The sequence below is a fragment of the Flavobacterium succinicans LMG 10402 genome (genome assembly GCF_000611675.1).
Classification (GTDB): domain Bacteria; phylum Bacteroidota; class Bacteroidia; order Flavobacteriales; family Flavobacteriaceae; genus Flavobacterium; species Flavobacterium succinicans.
The window spans coordinates 95,572-112,960 of record NZ_JATV01000008.1; the positions used below are offsets into that span (position 1 = coordinate 95,572).

Annotated in this window: 15 protein-coding genes; 10 read left to right on the forward strand and 5 right to left on the reverse strand. The window is 34.2% G+C overall.

The window, feature by feature from the left end; all coding sequences use genetic code 11:
• The first annotated feature begins 56 nt into the window (after positions 1-56).
• The 5 genes from AO58_RS17585 to AO58_RS0109420 all read left to right on the forward strand — a co-directional run bounded on the left by AO58_RS17585 (position 57) and on the right by AO58_RS0109420 (position 5,503).
• Positions 57-1,013: a glycosyltransferase family 2 protein gene (locus AO58_RS17585; protein WP_024981472.1), complete on the forward strand. Its 957-nt coding sequence runs from the start codon at positions 57-59 to the stop codon at positions 1,011-1,013.
• Positions 1,014-1,274: 261 nt separating this feature from the next.
• The gene (locus AO58_RS0109405; protein WP_024981473.1) at positions 1,275-2,087 is read left to right on the forward strand and encodes a hypothetical protein; all 813 of its coding nucleotides are present in this window, start codon (positions 1,275-1,277) and stop codon (positions 2,085-2,087) included.
• Positions 2,088-2,100: 13 nt separating this feature from the next.
• The gene (locus AO58_RS0109410) at positions 2,101-3,369 is read left to right on the forward strand and encodes a hypothetical protein (RefSeq protein ID WP_024981474.1); all 1,269 of its coding nucleotides are present in this window, start codon (positions 2,101-2,103) and stop codon (positions 3,367-3,369) included.
• Between the two features lie 7 nt (positions 3,370-3,376).
• The gene (locus AO58_RS17590) at positions 3,377-4,300 is read left to right on the forward strand and encodes a glycosyltransferase family 2 protein (RefSeq protein WP_024981475.1); all 924 of its coding nucleotides are present in this window, start codon (positions 3,377-3,379) and stop codon (positions 4,298-4,300) included.
• A 3-nt stretch (positions 4,301-4,303) separates the two neighbouring features.
• Positions 4,304-5,503, forward strand: a complete 1,200-nt coding sequence (locus AO58_RS0109420) for a phenylacetate--CoA ligase family protein (protein WP_024981476.1) — start codon at positions 4,304-4,306, stop codon at positions 5,501-5,503.
• A 134-nt stretch (positions 5,504-5,637) separates the two neighbouring features.
• Here the strand turns inward: AO58_RS0109420 and AO58_RS0109425 are convergent, their stop codons facing one another.
• Positions 5,638-7,545 (reverse strand): SPFH domain-containing protein, encoded by a 1,908-nt coding sequence (locus tag AO58_RS0109425; RefSeq protein WP_024981477.1) that lies wholly within the window; start codon positions 7,543-7,545, stop codon positions 5,638-5,640.
• A 477-nt stretch (positions 7,546-8,022) separates the two neighbouring features.
• Between AO58_RS0109425 and AO58_RS0109435 the strand changes: the two genes are divergently transcribed.
• Both AO58_RS0109435 and AO58_RS0109440 read left to right on the forward strand, forming a co-directional pair.
• Positions 8,023-9,135: an ATP-binding protein gene (locus AO58_RS0109435; RefSeq protein ID WP_024981478.1), complete on the forward strand. Its 1,113-nt coding sequence runs from the start codon at positions 8,023-8,025 to the stop codon at positions 9,133-9,135.
• A gap of 6 nt (positions 9,136-9,141) precedes the next feature.
• The gene (locus AO58_RS0109440) at positions 9,142-10,017 is read left to right on the forward strand and encodes an RES domain-containing protein (RefSeq protein ID WP_024981479.1); all 876 of its coding nucleotides are present in this window, start codon (positions 9,142-9,144) and stop codon (positions 10,015-10,017) included.
• A 79-nt stretch (positions 10,018-10,096) separates the two neighbouring features.
• On the opposite strand, the gene AO58_RS0109445 is transcribed toward AO58_RS0109440, so the two are convergent.
• The 4 genes from AO58_RS0109445 to AO58_RS0109460 form a co-directional block, all read right to left on the reverse strand.
• On the reverse strand, positions 10,097-12,124 hold the full coding sequence (locus AO58_RS0109445) for a M3 family metallopeptidase (protein WP_024981480.1): 2,028 nt from the start codon (positions 12,122-12,124) through the stop codon (positions 10,097-10,099).
• A gap of 125 nt (positions 12,125-12,249) precedes the next feature.
• Positions 12,250-12,735 carry a 5-(carboxyamino)imidazole ribonucleotide mutase gene (gene purE / locus AO58_RS0109450; protein WP_024981481.1) on the reverse strand — a complete coding sequence of 162 codons (486 nt, stop codon included), beginning with the start codon at positions 12,733-12,735 and terminating at the stop codon, positions 12,250-12,252.
• Between the two features lie 105 nt (positions 12,736-12,840).
• Positions 12,841-13,995: a 5-(carboxyamino)imidazole ribonucleotide synthase gene (locus tag AO58_RS0109455; RefSeq protein WP_024981482.1), complete on the reverse strand. Its 1,155-nt coding sequence runs from the start codon at positions 13,993-13,995 to the stop codon at positions 12,841-12,843.
• A gap of 53 nt (positions 13,996-14,048) precedes the next feature.
• Positions 14,049-14,594, reverse strand: a complete 546-nt coding sequence (locus AO58_RS0109460; RefSeq protein ID WP_024981483.1) for a HEAT-like fold family protein — start codon at positions 14,592-14,594, stop codon at positions 14,049-14,051.
• A 98-nt stretch (positions 14,595-14,692) separates the two neighbouring features.
• Here AO58_RS0109460 and hpt point away from each other — a divergent pair, with 98 nt between their 5' ends.
• The 3 genes from hpt to AO58_RS0109480 all read left to right on the forward strand — a co-directional run bounded on the left by hpt (position 14,693) and on the right by AO58_RS0109480 (position 17,311).
• Positions 14,693-15,223 (forward strand): hypoxanthine phosphoribosyltransferase, encoded by a 531-nt coding sequence (gene hpt / locus AO58_RS0109465; protein ID WP_035717575.1) that lies wholly within the window; start codon positions 14,693-14,695, stop codon positions 15,221-15,223.
• 71 nt (positions 15,224-15,294) lie between these two features.
• A complete protein-coding gene (locus tag AO58_RS0109470; RefSeq protein ID WP_024981485.1) occupies positions 15,295-15,867 on the forward strand; it encodes an adenylate kinase in 573 nt (190 codons plus the stop codon).
• Positions 15,868-16,087: 220 nt separating this feature from the next.
• On the forward strand, positions 16,088-17,311 hold the full coding sequence (locus tag AO58_RS0109480) for a hemolysin family protein (RefSeq protein WP_024981486.1): 1,224 nt from the start codon (positions 16,088-16,090) through the stop codon (positions 17,309-17,311).
• Positions 17,312-17,389 lie beyond the last annotated feature (78 nt).

The window sequence follows — 17,389 nt, forward strand, 5'->3', positions numbered from 1 at the left end:
AAAAGGAACCTTGTTTGAATTTATTGAGCATTTAATTATAAAAAAGGTTTAGGTTTATGTTGAGGTATACTGTGGTCATTCCTTTGTTTAATAAAGAAAAATATATTGCAAAAACAATTTCTTCTTTGGCTTTTCAAACTAAAAAGCCTCATGAAATAATTCTAGTAGATGACGCTAGTACTGACGCAAGCTTAGAGGTCGCTAAAAATAGTTTTTTAATGCATAACGAAGCTTTTTCTACTACTAAAATTGAAACTATTGCATTAACAAAAAACTCAGGGCCAGGTAATGCTAGAAATATTGGATTAGAAATAGCAACTGGAGATTTCATTAGTTTTTTGGATGGAGACGATTACTATGAAAAAGAGTTTATTGAAACGGCTGTGAAGTATATGTTCAAAGAACAAATAAACTTTTTAGTAGTCGGAATAAAATTGAATCCATCTGGCGCAGAGTTACCTCAAATAAAAAAAATAAAGCAACATCTTACTCCAATAAATAATGAGTTGTTTGGTTTACATCATCCTTTATTCGCGGTTAGCTCCCCTTATTTTTTTATGGGACGCGGGAGTAATGTTGTTGTCGCTCGTAAATGTATAGGTTCACATCGTTATGAAGTCGGGTCTTTATTGAATGAAGGTGTTGATTTTTGGTATAGAGTTTTAAAATCAGTAGTTGAAAATAAAGCGACGAGTATTGGACTATTAACTGGAAGTTATATTCGCGTAACAGAAGTACAAGGAAGTCTCTCTAGAAAGAAGTATACGCATTGGAAAGAACTAAATATTCCGCCAACTGTAAGACGTTATGAAAGAAGCGATGATCCATTTGATTTGCAATTGGTTGGAATGCTAAGCTTACGTTGGTTTGGACATGCTATGAAAAACTTAGAGGATATAAATCATAAAATAATCTTTACCTATCACCATAAAAAAATTTGGATAAAAGCACTTGTATATAGGCTTAAAAGACGTTTTGTGAAAACAAAATTAAAAACTCAAGTTATATTGTAAGAAAAAGAAGTTTAAATGCACACGAAAACCGGTGTGCTTTTGTTTTTTATTAGATATTTATCGTAGCAAAGATTTTTCGTTTTATGCCAAAAATTAATGTATTTGTGACATTTTATATTAATGAACGGTTGTTAAAAACTAGGTTTACTATAAATAAAAATGAACGCTTTTCCGACAAAGAATTATTGATTTATTTACTAAAGAAAGATTTACAAAAAGTACGATTAAGTTAAAAATGCTAACCATTAAACATAAATAGTTATGACAAATTTGAGTTCAATCATTCTTCCGGTTCTTCAAGGAATGGAAGCATCTTATTTAAAGGATCAATTATTAAAATTCTTGCCCAATCAACAAGAATCATTTTCAAAAATTGAAAAAAGCTTCAATCAATTAACGTCTAAAGTTCAGGATAAAGAACGATTGCAACGTTTTTTTCATAGTTGGAGTCAAACAAATAATAGTGCGATGACAGTGGCAGGGATTAGTAATCGAATGACGATGCTGGTGCATAAAAATCAACCAATTGTAGACGAAAAAGCGCTTTTGCTTTCAATTACAAGCTTAAACAGAATTGTAGATGAAGATTTAGCCGTAGTAGGTCGAATTTTACATTCTCAGATGTTTTATACCATGGCCACAACTATTTGTACTGATGATGATTGGCTTTCACGCAAGTATTTAAATCAAAGTGCTTGTGATTTCAAAGCATGGAAAGATCAAAATTCCTTGCGAAATAAAGATATAATGATTGCTTTATTGACCACATTGATTCATGAGATTTATACTCATGGTGAGGTAGAGTTCATACTTCCAAAATTTAAATCATGGTTGATTAATGATTATAATTACTCAGAGGAAGCGTGCGAAAAAACATTGGCATGGATCAGTGTACATTGTGGACCAACAGAGAAAAATCATTTCTTTTTTGCGGTTAGTGCAGTTTTTTATTATGCACAGGCCATGAATATTGATATAGAATCTTATGATTTAGAGCCAATTATTAAAGACTATTTAAATAAAAAATCTGCCGTAATGGAAGATGTAGTGGAGCTAAAAGAACTTAGTTATTAATTTAATAGTACTTATGGCTATTACTAAGAAAGAAACGAAATCCCAACTCATTATGCATAAAATTCAGTTACTGCAAAATCAAGCGGATAAACAGAAAAAATGGAACGAGTTGTTTTCTGAATATTTTCAAAATGATTCTGGACTAAATAGTCATTCTTTTGCTAATTCTTCAGTGATGCTATCTTCAGAATACTATCAAGAGATGAATCGATTGTGTGCCATTTTAAACAAAACTTGTAGAGCAATTGTTTTAAATTATTTTGAAGATAGTAGAATTCGTAAATACTATCAGCTCGATGAAGAACTTGAAAATATTTTAAGAAAAAGTAATAGCGAAATATATGATCAGGGTTTTTATCGCCCTGATTTTTTATATGATATCCACGATCAAATAAAAATTTGTGAGATTGGAGCACGATATCCCTTAAACGGCTGGATGATTAGCTATTATTTGAAATTGATAAATGATCGGCTTAATTCTAGTGGAATAGTACAAAAGGTTACCCCTAAGTGTATAAAAAACATAGTTAATGATTTACGGAATCAATTTGCTCCTAGTGGGAAGGTCGCTTTTGTTCATGATGATGAAAAAGGAACCGAAATTTTTCTTCTTCAAAAGGAATTAGCCAAGTTTCAAATTCAATTAATTTCTGTTAAACCTCAGGATTTAACTGTTCTTAATGATTTCATTTGTGTAAATGGCGAACCTATTTTGCACTTTATTTTAGAAATGGATCGAGAAGAATTAAAAAAAATAAAGGTAGATGTTCTGGATAAGTTAATCCAACAAAATTCATATTTTAATGATATCCGTACCCTAATTTTAATTCATGACAAAAGAGTATTGGCAGTAATGTATGATGCGCAAATTATGAATGATTATTTGGATGAGGAAGAATATGCTTTTTTACGAAAATATCTAATACCGAGTTTTATTATTAGCGATGCTACTAGTTGTGATCCTTTTATTGATTGTGAACAAAATTTGATTTTAAAATTGAATAGTGGCGGTAGAGGCATAGGCGCATATCTCAAAAGTCATTGTACTATTGAAGATTGGGAGACTATTGTAAGGGAGAATTGGAGTAGTTATTTAATTCAGCATTTTGTAGATCAGAAAGAATTTATCGATACCGAAAACCATCGTCGAATCCATTTGGTGGGAATGTTGTTGTGCAAAGATGATAAAACGTATGGAGCAGGTTTGTTTCGTGGTTCAGATGAATCGATTGTAAATGTACATCAAGGAAGAGCATTGATTTATCCATTATTTGAGAAATAGTATAATTATGAAGCATACTGTGGTTATACCTCTTTATAACAAAGAAAAGTATATCTATGATACTATTCGTTCGTTAGCCTTTCAGGAAAAAAAACCATCTCAAATTATTGTTGTAGATGATTGTAGTAACGATCGAAGTGTAATTTGTTTGAAAGAAGCTTTGTCGTTTTTTGCGCCACAGTTTTTACAAACTACGATTCAAATTGTTGAATTAGATGAAAACACTGGTCCTGGAAATGCAAGGAATATAGGGATTCAACGAGCTACAGGGGAACTTATAAGTTTTTTAGATGCTGACGATTGCTATACTCCCACTTGTATAAGGGAAGTAGGTTGTATTATGGAGGAGAGAGATTTGGATATAGTTATTCTAGGTATTTTATTGAATCCATCCAACTACTATTTGCCTGCTATTAAATCTTTTGTAAGCGAAATGCATTATCTTTCGAATCATTTATATCTACTACCTAATATATTACATACTGTTAGTTCACCAGATTTTATCATGGGGGTTGGCAGTAACGTTGTTATACGTAGAAAACATCTTAATGAGATTCGTTATGAGACAGGGGTTTCGTTAAATGAAGGAATTGATTTTTGGTATCGTGTTTTGAAGAATATGACAGAACCCATTCGAGTAGGACTTCTAAATAAAGCATGCATTGAAGTAAGAGAGGTTGAAGGGAGTTTGTCTCGAACTAGTTATACTAATTGGAGAGATGTAGAAATTCCTGTTTCGATAAAGCGCTATCAAAAGAGCTCCAATCGGTACGATCAACAGCTCATGGGAATGTTGTCGCAGCGATGGTTGGAACACGCTATGGAACGATTGCCGACTTGGCAGCAAAAAGGGTTATTTGTTATTCATCATGCCTTGGTCTTAATTAAAAACTTTTACTATTTCAAAAAAAGGAAATACAAAAAACGATAAACTATGCATTTAGTTGATTTAGCTCCCAAAAAATATGATTTAGTGTTGCGAGATTATTTTGAATTTGCCCGAAAGAACCCTCTATATATTGACTTTTATAAAGACATTTATAAAGCTCCTGATGCTCCCATGTTGAGTAAAGAAGAATTAATGTCAATTTTAAAAACCAAATTTAAACTTCACGATCAAAATACGGGAGTATATTTGGTGCGGTCGGGCGGAAGTACTCAGGAGCCTTTGGTTTTTCCGGTAGATATTCAAGAAAATCAAGATCAGCGAATTGCTATGGCAAAAGAGTTAGTTAAAAAAAATTTTTTTACCTCTAAAACAATTGCGCTAAATATTTTTGGTTATTCTGATATGTATCGAACCGCAGCTATTATGGATGACATTTTAGAAAAATGTAATGCAACAACATTGTCATTAAGTGCTCATGCAAGTTATGATGATATGCTACAAGCTACTAACTATTTCAATCCGAATTTTATTCTGGGAACACCTTCTAAACTATTGTGTTTTGCCAAATTTTTAGAGGAAAATAATATACAACTTGAAATTGAAAATTTGTTTTATGCGGGTGAATTTTTAAGACCAAGCCTACAAAAGCTTCTAAAAAAAACATTAGGCTACGAACAAGTTTATTCTATGTACGGTTCTGCCGAGACTGGAATTTGGGCATGGTCGGATGTCACTAAAAGACCTTCCTTTTTCTCCGTTATAAAAGGTATTGTAGTGGAGATTATAGATCCTGATGTTAATGGATATGGAACCATCGCGGTCACTAATACTTTTCGCAAAAGATTTCCTGTTTTTCGATACGCTATCGGAGATTTAGGTAGATGGATTGATATAGATGGAGACTCTTTTTTAGAGTTAAAATCTAGGGAAACAAAATCATTTATTGTTGGAGAACAACATTATAATTTGGATCAAATTGCCTTTTTTACGCAACAAGCAGAAGCCTTTCAGTTGCAATTGTCCTATAATGAAAAGGTTCAAGAAGTAATTCGATTACTGATTGTTCAAAAAGTCGTTGAAATGGATAAACCCGACTTTATAAAAACAACAACAGAAGCATTACAGCACTTGTTCCATTATAATGAAAAATTTATGCAATTAGAGGTGCTACTAGTTCCTATAGATGAATTATATACTGATCCTAATACGGCAAAAACACCATTGCTTGTAGATTTAAGAGATTGATTTTTTTTTTTTTTAAGGTTACAATAAAGCTGCCTTATTTTTTTGGTAAATAAAAAATCCGAAGCCATGCTTCGGATTTTAAGATAGAGCTTCAAAACAATGAAGTTTTATGACTAAAATTTAGCGATTAATAATTATTTCTTAGGAGTTGGTTTGTCAGTTTTGGCATCCATCATCTCCATTAGTTTCATACCTAGTAATCCGCTGATTCCACCTTCAGAACCATTTGTTCCTGAAATTAAGACATCGGGAATTACTTTGATATTTCCTTTTCCAATTTCCTCGGTAATTTTGTATTTAGTGAAGTTATCACCGCCCATTGCTGAAACCTGTAATTGATAAGCTTCGGCTGTAGATTGACCAATAGCCTTGATTTTTTCAGCTTCAGCTAAACCAGTTTTAGAAATTTTTTCAGCTTCTGCGCTTGCATTTAATCTAGTAGCTTCAGCTTGTGCTCCAGCTCTTGCTTTAGTAGCTTCGGCTTCTGCATTGGCACGCATTTTAGTTGCCTCTGCCTCTGCATTTACGTTAAGTTTCAAACTTGTAGCATCTCCTTCTGCTTTTTTAACAGTCGCATCAGCCGTTCTTTGAGCAATTTCAACACTTTGAGAGGCTTTTACGATTTCTTTTTGCATATCTGCAATAGCAGTTTCTTTTTCTACACCTTGACGTTGTTCTTGCGCCATTCTTTGGGTTTGATAGGTTTTTTGTTCCTCTTCCGCAATTTTTCTATCAGTCAACGTTTTCATTAAAGAATCCGGAGGAACGATATCACCAATTAAAGTATCAACTGCATTTACGTTGTATTCATCCAATACTGCTTTGATATGGTTTTTAGCTGATTCTTGACGCTCTTTACGAGTACTTAAGAATGAAATTACATCGCTGTCTTGCGCTGAGTTTCTAAAATAGTTACCTATAGTTGGTTCCAAAACTTGCGACACTAAGTTGGTCATACTACCAAAACGAGCAATAACTTTTGGTGCTTCGTTAGCGGGAACGTGAATAATTTGCGCTACATCCAAATTAAAAGGGAAACCATCTTTTGAACGAACGGTAATTGTTGATAGATTTTTGTCAAGGTCGTGTGATTCACTTCTAGCATTTGCCCAGTTTAAGACTAGGTTTGTTGTTGGAACAGGCTCAAGTTTTGTTGTGTATTTATTCAAAGCATATTTACCTGGACCAAACGGTTCCATCCAAACACCACGTTGTCCTTTTGATACAATATTACCGTGTTTGAAAGTGTCTCCTGTAACATCTTTTCCGTCTTCGCCGATATAGGAAATCACAACTCCTACATAACCAATTGGGACATCTGTCATTGGGTTTTGTTCTATTTGAATTGCCCAAGTATTGATATAGTAAGAACCTGCCAACATTACTTGAGGTTGCAAGCCACGATTTCCACCATGCTCTAGGAAATAGTCAAAATCTTGAAAGTTATTGTGGCCATCTACATATTTACCTGCAATTTGTCCTTGCGGAATTGGATCACCATCTAGGGCGGTTACAATTCCAACCATATTTTCAAAAATCTTTATTTGTTCGGCAATTACAATTTCGAACAAAAAGGTATTTATACGATAAGATCCAGTGGTTATAAAAGCGGATTGCCTTCCTTTTTGTCCACCGTTAGTTAAGAAAGCAGTGGCGTCTTGATAGTTGTCACTGTCTACTTTTCTTGCAAGGATGCGTCCCGTTGGGATTTCTTTACCATCTTTACTCAACACTAATCCAATTTTTCCTTCAGGAATAATAGTAAATGGGGTCATATCTACTGAAAATTGCCAAATCCACATTCCCCAATATAGACCCGGAGCGAGCGTTTGGGCTTGAAACCCTGCTTCGCCTTTAGTGGCTATAATTCTTCCGTCAGGTAATGATTTGTCCGCACCAAACAGCACGAATTTTTTGGTTACTAATCCAATTTTGTCCTCAGGAACGATAACCATTCCAAAGAAAACTCTTAAAACAAATTTGTAAAGAACGATGGATAAAACTAGTAAAAATACCCACCAAAAATCTAGAATTGCAGTCATTATGAAATATTTTTTTGATTACTACTATGTTTGAATTTTATAGATAATGACTATAGAAAAATACTGTAATTTCTTTTTTTAGTTTCTGAATTCAAATTATATAAGAAAATTGAAATCCCTTTTTGAAGTTACAACAGCTGTGTGTTATTTTAGAATGTCGTTATGGTATAAAATCTCTAATTATACGGAAACACTTATTAATTGTTACAAAAAAATAAGAAATATTTTAGAAAATAAAAAAACCGAAATTTCCATTGTCACTTTGTTTTGATTCTTAACTTGTGCTTTTCAATTATTCTGGAGTTTTATTTTGTTTTGCTGATTTTTGGGTTGATGTTGCAATTATTTATTTCTAAAAGATAATATTTGGTGAGTATGTTCACTAAATAATATAATAATTGGTGAATACAGTATCCTAAAAGTATAATAATTGGTGAATAATTAATTATTTTATTACATTTGATTAAAATTAATGTAATGATAACTAGGAGTTTATTAGATAGAATTCGAGATAGGTTAAATAAAGGCAAAGCTATTGTTCTGGTTGGTCCTAGGCAAGTGGGAAAAACAACCTTGCTCAATGAGTTGTTAAAAGGTATTTCGTATTTGTTTTTGGACGGAGACGACTCGGTGATAATGGATACTTTGGCTAATGCCAATACCGAAACGCTAAAAAGTATAATTGGCGACTACAAATATGTTTTTATCGATGAAGTACAACGCATTCCGAATATTGGTTTGAAACTAAAAATCATTGTAGATCAAATCAAGGATGTCCAAGTTATAGTGAGTGGTTCTTCAGTGTTGGATATTCATAATTTGACCCAAGAACCGCTTACAGGTAGGAAATTTGAGTTTCAAATGTTTCCAGTTTCTTGGGCCGAATTTGAGAATAATGTGGGCTATATGAAAGCAAAACAACAACTCGAACTCCGATTGTTATATGGTATGTATCCAGACGTAATTAATAATTTTGGAAACGAATATGAAATTCTAAAGAACTTGGTTTCAAGTTATTTGTACAAAGATATTTTGGCTTTGACAGGCATTCGAAAATCCGAGGTATTAGAGAAGATTCTTCAAGCTTTGGCGCTTCAAATTGGGAGTGAAGTGAGTTATAATGAACTTGCCCAGTTAGTTGGTGTTGATAAAAATACGGTAAGCAGTTATATCGATTTGCTCGAAAAGAGTTTTGTGATTTTTAAATTAAATAGTTTCAGCCGTAATGTTCGAAATGAAATAAAAGCTAATCGAAAAATCTATTTCTACGACAATGGTGTTCGGAATATGCTGATAGGAAATTTTAATTTTTTAGAATTCCGACAAGATAAAGGTGCTCTTTGGGAAAATTTCCTTATTTCAGAACGTATGAAAGTATTGAGTTATCAAAACAGCATAGCAAAGCCATATTTCTGGCGAACCACACAACAGCAAGAAATCGATTATGTCGAAACGGTTGCTGATGATGTGAATGCCTATGAATTCAAATGGAAAGCCAAAAAAGTGAAATTACCCAAAACTTTTTCGGACAACTACAAAGGAAGTTTTGAGATTATTACAGTAGATAATTTTAGGGAGTTTTTGAAATAGTAGATTATGGACTTTGAAAAATTAATTATAGATAGTAAACAGAAAGATATATCAACTTTGAAAGAAGAGATTAGTCAAATAATGTTAGACAAGAGATATACGACTGATATTTTTACAACTTTTACATTCAATGGTTTTTATCGAGCAAGGAAGCATAACAATGTTAAAGGTAATTTTGTGGATGGAACTTTGTTCGAATTTATAAATGAAAAAGAATTTTGGAATCCACCGATTGAATTTGCAAAATTAGGGAGGTGTAATAATGATGGGGAGAGTATGTTTTATTGTTCAGGTGATTTTATAACTGCTGTTCTTGAAGTTAAGCCTGAAGTGGGAGATTATATTACCATTGCTAATTTTAGTAACTTTTATACTGACTCTGTTCCTCAATTTAGAATCAATCCAATAGGTAAAACTTATTTAGTTAAAATTCCTAATCTTCAAAATTTATTTGATGGCTATATTTTAGATGAAAGTCAATATGAAATTGAAAATTTTTTAGACAAATTATTTCATCAAGATGTTGATGACAATGAATTATATAAGTATAAATTGAGTGTTGCAGTATCTCAAATTTTTATGACTGATGGAACACACAGAAAAAAAAGTTTAATACAAACTGATGGTTTGTTGTATCCTAGTATTATTAGAAATCAAAAAAGTTATTGTTTTGCTTTGAAACCTTGGTGGGTACATTGTTTTTTTGAAATCACTACGATACAAACAATTCAAGTTATTGAAAAGGGTAAAGATTTTTTAAAACTTAAGTTGTTGAGAAATGGTCGAGTTAAGGGTGAGAAAATATATCCAGCAGATTTTTTTGATATTGAATGGAAAATTCCACCAGTCAAACCTGAAAATACGGAAAGAATTGAATTTTAGTTTATTTGAAATAAAAAATTCCGAAGCACTGCTACTTCGGAATTTTCTTTGAATTCTAAATTCTAATATCTGTAATCTTTTACAATAACCCCGCTCTTTTCAAAAGCGCATCCGCCTTTGGTTCTTGCCCTCTAAAGCGTTTGTAAAGTTCCATTGGTAATTCGGTACCGCCTTTTGAAAGTACGTTGTCTTTGAATTTTGTCGCCACTTCTTTATTGAAAATGCCTTTTTCTTGAAAATAGGCAAAAGCATCGGCATCGAGCACTTCTGCCCATTTGTAGCTATAATATCCAGACGAATAACCGCCTGCAAAAATATGGGAGAAAGAAACCGACATACAGTTTTCGGCTACATCTGGATATAAGGAAGTGCCTTCAAAAGCTGTTTTTTCAAATTCTTTAATGTCAGTAATTGCGTTTGGATTGTTACTATGAAAGGCCATATCTAAAATACCAAAACTCAATTGGCGAAGCGTGGCCATCCCTTCTTGGAAACTAGCGCTTTCTTTTATTTTGTCGACATATTCTTGTGGAATAATCTCGCCCGTTTCATAATGTTTAGCGAATAATGCTAATGCTTCTGGTTCGTAGCACCAGTTTTCCATTACCTGACTTGGTAATTCTACAAAATCCCAGTACACTGAGGTTCCTGACAAACTTGGATAAATAGTGTTGGCCAACATACCGTGTAATCCGTGACCAAATTCGTGGAATAAAGTCGTTACTTCATTAAAAGTTAATAATGAAGGTTTGGTAGCGGTTGGTTTGGTGAAATTACAAACATTAGAAATGTGTGGTCTTTCGTTAACACCGTCTTTGATGTATTGCGATTTGAAAGAAGTCATCCAAGCACCGTTTCGTTTGCCTTTTCTTGGGAAAAAATCGGCGTAGAAAATAGCCACAAGTTCTCCAAACTCATCTTTTACTTCATACGTAGTTACTTCTTCGTGGTATTTATCGATGTCGAAAATCTCAGTAAAAGTCAATCCAAATAATTTGTTGGCAATAGTAAACGTGCCGTTCAAAACGTTTTCTAATTGAAAATAAGGTTTTAGCTTTTCGTCATCCAAATTGAATAATTTTTGCTTCAATTTTTCGGCATAATAAGCGCCATCCCATTTTTCTAATTGTTCAATGCCGTCTAAATCTTTAGCGAAAGCCGATAATTCAGCAAACTCTTTTTCAGCAGCTGGTTTGGCTTTGGTGAACAAATCATTCAAAAAAGATTTGACTTTGTCGGGATGTTGCGCCATTCTTTCTTCCAAGACAAAATGAGAATGCGTTTCATATCCTAATAGATTAGCTCTTTCGAAGCGTAACTTAGCAATTTTCAACGCAATGGCTTGATTGTCGAATTCGTTATTTTGAAAGGCTTTTTTACCAGCAGCGATGGCGATTGCTGCACGCAATTCACGATTGTCGGCATAGGTCACAAACGGAATGTAACTTGGGAAATCCAAAGTAAAAATCCAACCCTCCAAATCTTTGCTTTTGGCCAATGCACTAGCTGCTTCGATGGCACCTTCTGGTAAACCTTTCAAATCGGCTTCATTAGTTAAATGCAATTGGTAGTTGTTGGTTTCGGCTAAAACATTTTCACTGAAAGTCAGTTTGAGTTTAGCCAATTCCGTATCAATTTCACGTAATTTTAGTTTGTCTTCTTCCGAAAGCAAGGCGCCATTTCGAGAAAAACTTTTGAATTTCTTGTCTAACAATGTTGCTTGTTCGGGCGATAAATTCAAGGTGTCTTTTTGCTCGTAAACCGATTTTATTCTTTGGAATAAGGCTTCGTTTAAGGTAATATCATTGCTGAATTCGGTCAACAAAGGCGAAACTTCTTGGGCGATTTTTTGCATCTCATCGCAAGTTTCTGCCGAATTCAAATTAAAAAAAATAGAAGATAAACGGTCCAAAGCATTTCCAGAAAAATCCAAGGCCTCAATAGTATTTTCGAAGGTCGGAGCTGCTGGATTGTTGATGATGGTATCAATTTCCGCTTTTGCCGCAGCGATATTCTCGATAAATGCAGGTTTATAATCCTCCAATTTTATCTGAGAAAAGGGTGCGGTATTGTATTTCGTGTTGAAGGTACAGGTTAAAATTTCCATATTTTACCGAAGGGACAGGTCGCGACCTGTCCGTACTTTTTTTATAATTAATATTTATAATTGCGGAATCTGTCCGTACTTTTATTGATTAGTAATTTAAAATAGCCGATTTGTTAGTCAGTTATTTATTTTTTCAATCCTTCAGCCGCTTTGTTTACAGCGTCTTTCAATCCTTCTTTGTAAAGGATAATTTTATCTAAAACGCATTTATCAGCACTACCGATGATTTGAGCAGCCAATATTCCAGCGTTTTTAGCACCGTTTAAGGCCACAGTGGCAACAGGTACACCACCTGGCATTTGTAAAATCGACAATACCGAATCCCAACCATCAATAGAATTGCTTGATTTTACAGGAACACCAATCACTGGAAGCGGCGACATCGAAGCCACCATTCCTGGCAAATGCGCGGCTCCACCAGCTCCTGCAATAATCACCGAAACACCACGTTTGTGAGCGTTTTGGCTAAAATCAAATAACTTTTCTGGTGTTCTGTGTGCCGAAACAATATCGACTTCTACTGCTATATCAAATCCGTTTAGGATATCGATGGCGTCTTGCATTACAGGCATATCAGATATACTGCCCATTATTACTGCTACTTTGCTCATTATTTTATATTTAAAGATTCAAAAATTAAATGATTTAAAGATTTTGGAAAGATAGAACTTTATGGTTTTACCAATTATTTATCTTTAAATTATTCCATCTTTTAATTATTTAGAAATCACTCTTATCGTATTCTTTACTTCCTCAGCAATTCTTCTTGCCTCGGCCATATTTTCATTCGCAATGGTCACGTGTCCCATTTTTCTAAAAGGACGGGTTTGTTTTTTACCGTATATGTGAGGCGTAACACCGTTCCAACCTAAAATCGTTTCGATGTTTTCGTAAACTACATCTCCTGAATGCTCTTCGGCACCTACCAAATTAACCATAATTCCAGCCACTTTACTATCGGTATTGCCTAAAGGTAAATCCAAAATGGCACGCAGATGATTTTCAAATTGTGAAGTATAACTCGCTTCAATGCTGTAATGACCTGAATTGTGAGGGCGAGGCGCCACTTCATTTACTAGGATTTCGTCGTCTTCTGTTTGAAACATTTCAACTGCCAAAAGACCTACGTGGTTGAATTGTTGCGAAACATTTAGCGCAATAGCTCTAGCTTTTTCGGCTACTTTTTCATCGATTCTGGCGGGACAAATTACATATTCTACCTGATTGGCTTCAGGGTGAAACTCCATTTCGACTACAGGATAGGTTTTGATTTCGCCTGATGGATTGCGGCAAACGATAACGGCCAATTCGTTTTTGAATGGAATCATCGTTTCGGCAATGCATTCTACATTGGGTAACAAATCTAAATCTGAAGCTTTTCGGACTACTTTTACGCCGTTTCCGTCGTAACCAAATTCCGTACATTTCCAGACAAAAGGCAATTCAACTGCGCTCGATGTTACAGCTAATTGTAAAGCATCAAGATTTTCAAATCGCGTGTAAGGAGCGGTAGGGATATTATGTTGTGTGTAAAAATCTTTTTGCACGCCTTTGTTTTGAATCAAACGCAAGGTTTTAGGTGATGGATAAACTTTTTTGCCTTCATTTTCTAATTTTTCTAAGGCTTCTAGATTTACCAATTCGATTTCGAAAGTCAGAACATCGACTTGTTTTCCAAAGTTGTACACTGTATCAAAATCCATCAAATCGCCTTTGAAGAATTGGTTACAAGCGATTTTGCAAGGTGCTTCGTCGCTAGGGTCTAGTACATAGGTTTGTATGTCGAATTTTCGAGTGTCAAACAACAGCATCTTGCCTAATTGTCCGCCACCTAATATGCCTAGTTTAAAATCAGAAGAAAAATAATTCATGGTTGTGTGTTTGTAAACGGCAAAGATACTTATAATGATTGAAACCGAAAATGCTATTTTATTTTCCTCAATATCTCCCTCGAAACGGCCTTGTAGGCAGCGGATTGAGCGGGATAGTCTTTTTCGATGATGATTTGTAATTCAGGATAAATCCAATCATTCGATTTTCCTAGGACAAATAGCGTGCGGATACAATAGCATTTGGCCGCTACTTTAGTATCGGAAATCAGCCAATCAAAGCAGCATTCCGTTATTTGCTCTATTTGATTTGGACTTAGTTTTATTGTTTTCTTTTTAAAATGATTTTCAACCAAAAACTGCAATACTTTGGCGACTGGACGAATCGCGCTTTCATTGTTGAGTTGATTTAAATGCGAACAAAAGAAATCTAAATTTGGTTGCAGCCATTCTAGTTGACTATAAGCTACTTGTTCCAAAACCCAACAGGTTTTGTATGATTTTTCATCTTCTGTAGCAAAGCAAAGGTGTAGTAATGCTTCAAAATGAGCGGGATAGCTCAAAACAAATTGTGCCGCCAGCACTCTTTTGTCTCGATAACCACTTACATAATCTAGATGTGACAACAGTTCAGTGCTCATTTTGGAGGGTTTTAATTTAAAAATACAAATTTAAAATCAATTGTGAATTGTCAAATCCGAATTCTGTATCTTTGTGCATTATTTTAAACCTAAAAATAATGATACAACTTCACGATAAACAATTTGTTCCGTTTATTTCGGCTAGCGAAATAGATTTTGCTATTACAAAACTAGTGAAACAAATTCAAGATGATTTTGCCGATGAAACTCCTGTTTTTGTAGGAGTATTGAACGGTTCTTTTATGGTAGTTGCTGATTTAGTTAAAAAATACACTAGTTCGTGCGAAGTAACTTTCGTAAAAATGTCTTCTTATGAAGGTGTGGCTACTACCGAAAACGTAAAGCAATTAATTGGGTTAAATCAAGATCTTACGGGACGTTCTGTGATCATTATTGAAGATATCGTCGATACCGGAAATACTTTGGTCGAGCTTAAAGAACTATTTAAAAGTCAAAATGTTAAACATCTCAAAATTGCTACTCTTTTCTTTAAGCCAGATGCTTATAAAAAAGATGTCAAAATTGATTATATTGGAATTCGTATTCCTAATAAATTCATAGTTGGCTATGGTTTAGATTATGACGGAATCGGACGTAATTTACCAGAAGTATATCAGTTAAGCGAATAAACAAAAACATAAATTCACAACCTTAGAAGTCCCTTTTTTTAAGGGTACTGTTTATAAATTTTTTTAAAAAAATGATCAACATAGTTTTATTTGGGAAACCAGGTGCAGGAAAAGGAACACAAGCAGAATTCCTTAAAGAAAAATACCAATTAGTTCATATCTCGACCGGAGATGTCTTTCGTTTTAATTTAAAAAACGATACGGAATTAGGAAAACAAGCACGCGTTTACATGGATGCGGGCGATTTGGTTCCAGATGAATTAACTACCAAAATGTTGATTGACGAAGTAAACAAGCATTTGGATGCCAAAGGAATTTTGTTCGATGGCTACCCAAGAACCATTTCTCAAGCCGAAGCATTAGATGCCTTTTTGCCAACTATCGGAAGCCAAGTTACTGCTACTGTTGCACTAGAAGCTGATGACGAAGTACTAGTGGCACGTTTGCTTGAAAGAGGAAAAACGAGCGGCAGAGTAGACGACCAAGACGAAGAAAAAATCAGAAACCGTTACCAAGAATACAATGAGAAAACTGCTCCTTTGATGGATTATTACAAGGCGCAAAACAAATTTCACGCTGTAGATGGTATAGGAAGTATTCAAGAAATTACCGAAAGATTGACACAAGTTATCGATAATTTGTAGGAGCATTTCCAGCTGTACGTTACAAGTCCTCCTCTTGTGATTTGTTTTTGTAAAGCATCGCCCAAGCTTCTTTTAGTCGCTTAGCGCTACTAACAAAAACTAAACCACAAGAGTCCGGGCTTTTCTCTTCCATCTGGGCTAAAAAGAAGTTTAACTAACAAACATAAAATTGGAAATACTGATTATCTTTTTTCTAATACTCTTAAATGGCGTTTTCTCTATGTCAGAAATCGCATTGATTTCAGCAAGGAAAAATAGATTAGAAACAGCTGCAAAAAAAGGAAATAAAAGTGCAAAAACGGCTTTAGATTTAGCCAATTCTCCTAATAAGTTTTTGTCAACCGTACAAATAGGAATCACCTTAATTGGTATTTTGACAGGTATTTATTCTGGAGATAAAATCACCAAAGATGTAGAGCTTTTTATACAAGGATTTGAAATTTTTCAACCTTATGCCCACTCCATTGCAGTAGGAATTGTGGTGGTCGTTCTTACCTTTTTCTCTTTAGTACTAGGGGAGTTGTTGCCCAAACGAATTGGTCTCAACCACCCAGAGTCTATTGCAAAGACTGTAGCGATGCCAATGAAATTTATTTCGATAATCACGGCTCCATTTATATGGTTACTTACATCTTCTACTGATGCTATTTTAGACCTTTTGCAAATCAAACCAACAGCAGATGGTAAAGTAACCGAGGAAGAAATCAAAGCCATTATTAAAGAAGGGACAGAAGGAGGCGAAGTACAAGAAATTGAACAAGATATCGTAGAGCGCGTTTTCCATATTGGTGACCGAAAAGTCAATTCTTTAATGACGCACCGTAAGTCTGTGGTTTTCTTGCCATTTAATGCCAACAAAGAACAAGTAAGGCAGTTAATGTTGAAAGAGTTGCATTCTATTTATCCAGTTTATGGCGAGAATTTTGACGACATAGTAGGTGTGGTTAACTTAAAAAACATATTCTCTAATTTTGAAAATGATAACTTCAATTTGGCGGATATTATGACCGAAGCGCCTTTTATTATGGAACAAACTACCGCTTACACGGCTTTAGAGAATTTCAAAAAAACAGGTATTCATTATGCTTTTGTATCCGATGAGTATGGCGATTTTCAGGGGGTAATTACGTTAAATGATATTTTAGAAGCTTTAGTAGGTGATGCTGCCGAGTTTTATAAAGATGATTTTCAACTAATAGAAAGAGAAGATGGCTCTTGGTTGGTCGATGGACATTATTCATTACACGATTTCTTGACCTTTTTTGAGTTAGATGAACTAATTAATGATTATGAAGTGACCACAGTGAGTGGTTTGATAATGACTGAATTGTCTCGTATTCCAAAACAAGGAGAAAAATTGATTTGGCAAAAGTTTGAGCTAGAAGTCATTGATATGGATGGGGTTAAGATAGATAAAGTAATGGTGAAAGCCTTAAATGTTTAATGTTGTTGGTTCTCAGAACAAATTTAAACTTTTAAGCTTTTAAACATTTAAACAAGAAAAAATTACAGAAGATTTGAA

Excerpts from the sequence above, each read along its gene's own strand:
- AO58_RS17585 (WP_024981472.1), top strand. The coding sequence starts at position 57 with ATGTTGAGGTATACTGTGGTCATTCCTTTGTTTAATAAAGAAAAATAT.
- AO58_RS0109405 (WP_024981473.1), top strand. The coding sequence starts at position 1,275 with ATGACAAATTTGAGTTCAATCATTCTTCCGGTTCTTCAAGGAATGGAA.
- AO58_RS0109410 (WP_024981474.1), top strand. The coding sequence starts at position 2,101 with ATGGCTATTACTAAGAAAGAAACGAAATCCCAACTCATTATGCATAAA.
- AO58_RS17590 (WP_024981475.1), top strand. The coding sequence starts at position 3,377 with ATGAAGCATACTGTGGTTATACCTCTTTATAACAAAGAAAAGTATATC.
- AO58_RS0109420 (WP_024981476.1), top strand. The coding sequence starts at position 4,304 with ATGCATTTAGTTGATTTAGCTCCCAAAAAATATGATTTAGTGTTGCGA.
- AO58_RS0109425 (WP_024981477.1), bottom strand. The coding sequence starts at position 7,545 with ATGACTGCAATTCTAGATTTTTGGTGGGTATTTTTACTAGTTTTATCC.
- AO58_RS0109435 (WP_024981478.1), top strand. The coding sequence starts at position 8,023 with ATGATAACTAGGAGTTTATTAGATAGAATTCGAGATAGGTTAAATAAA.
- AO58_RS0109440 (WP_024981479.1), top strand. The coding sequence starts at position 9,142 with ATGGACTTTGAAAAATTAATTATAGATAGTAAACAGAAAGATATATCA.
- AO58_RS0109445 (WP_024981480.1), bottom strand. The coding sequence starts at position 12,124 with ATGGAAATTTTAACCTGTACCTTCAACACGAAATACAATACCGCACCC.
- purE (WP_024981481.1), bottom strand. The coding sequence starts at position 12,735 with ATGAGCAAAGTAGCAGTAATAATGGGCAGTATATCTGATATGCCTGTA.
- AO58_RS0109455 (WP_024981482.1), bottom strand. The coding sequence starts at position 13,995 with ATGAATTATTTTTCTTCTGATTTTAAACTAGGCATATTAGGTGGCGGA.
- AO58_RS0109460 (WP_024981483.1), bottom strand. The coding sequence starts at position 14,594 with ATGAGCACTGAACTGTTGTCACATCTAGATTATGTAAGTGGTTATCGA.
- hpt (WP_035717575.1), top strand. The coding sequence starts at position 14,693 with ATGATACAACTTCACGATAAACAATTTGTTCCGTTTATTTCGGCTAGC.
- AO58_RS0109470 (WP_024981485.1), top strand. The coding sequence starts at position 15,295 with ATGATCAACATAGTTTTATTTGGGAAACCAGGTGCAGGAAAAGGAACA.
- AO58_RS0109480 (WP_024981486.1), top strand. The coding sequence starts at position 16,088 with ATGTCAGAAATCGCATTGATTTCAGCAAGGAAAAATAGATTAGAAACA.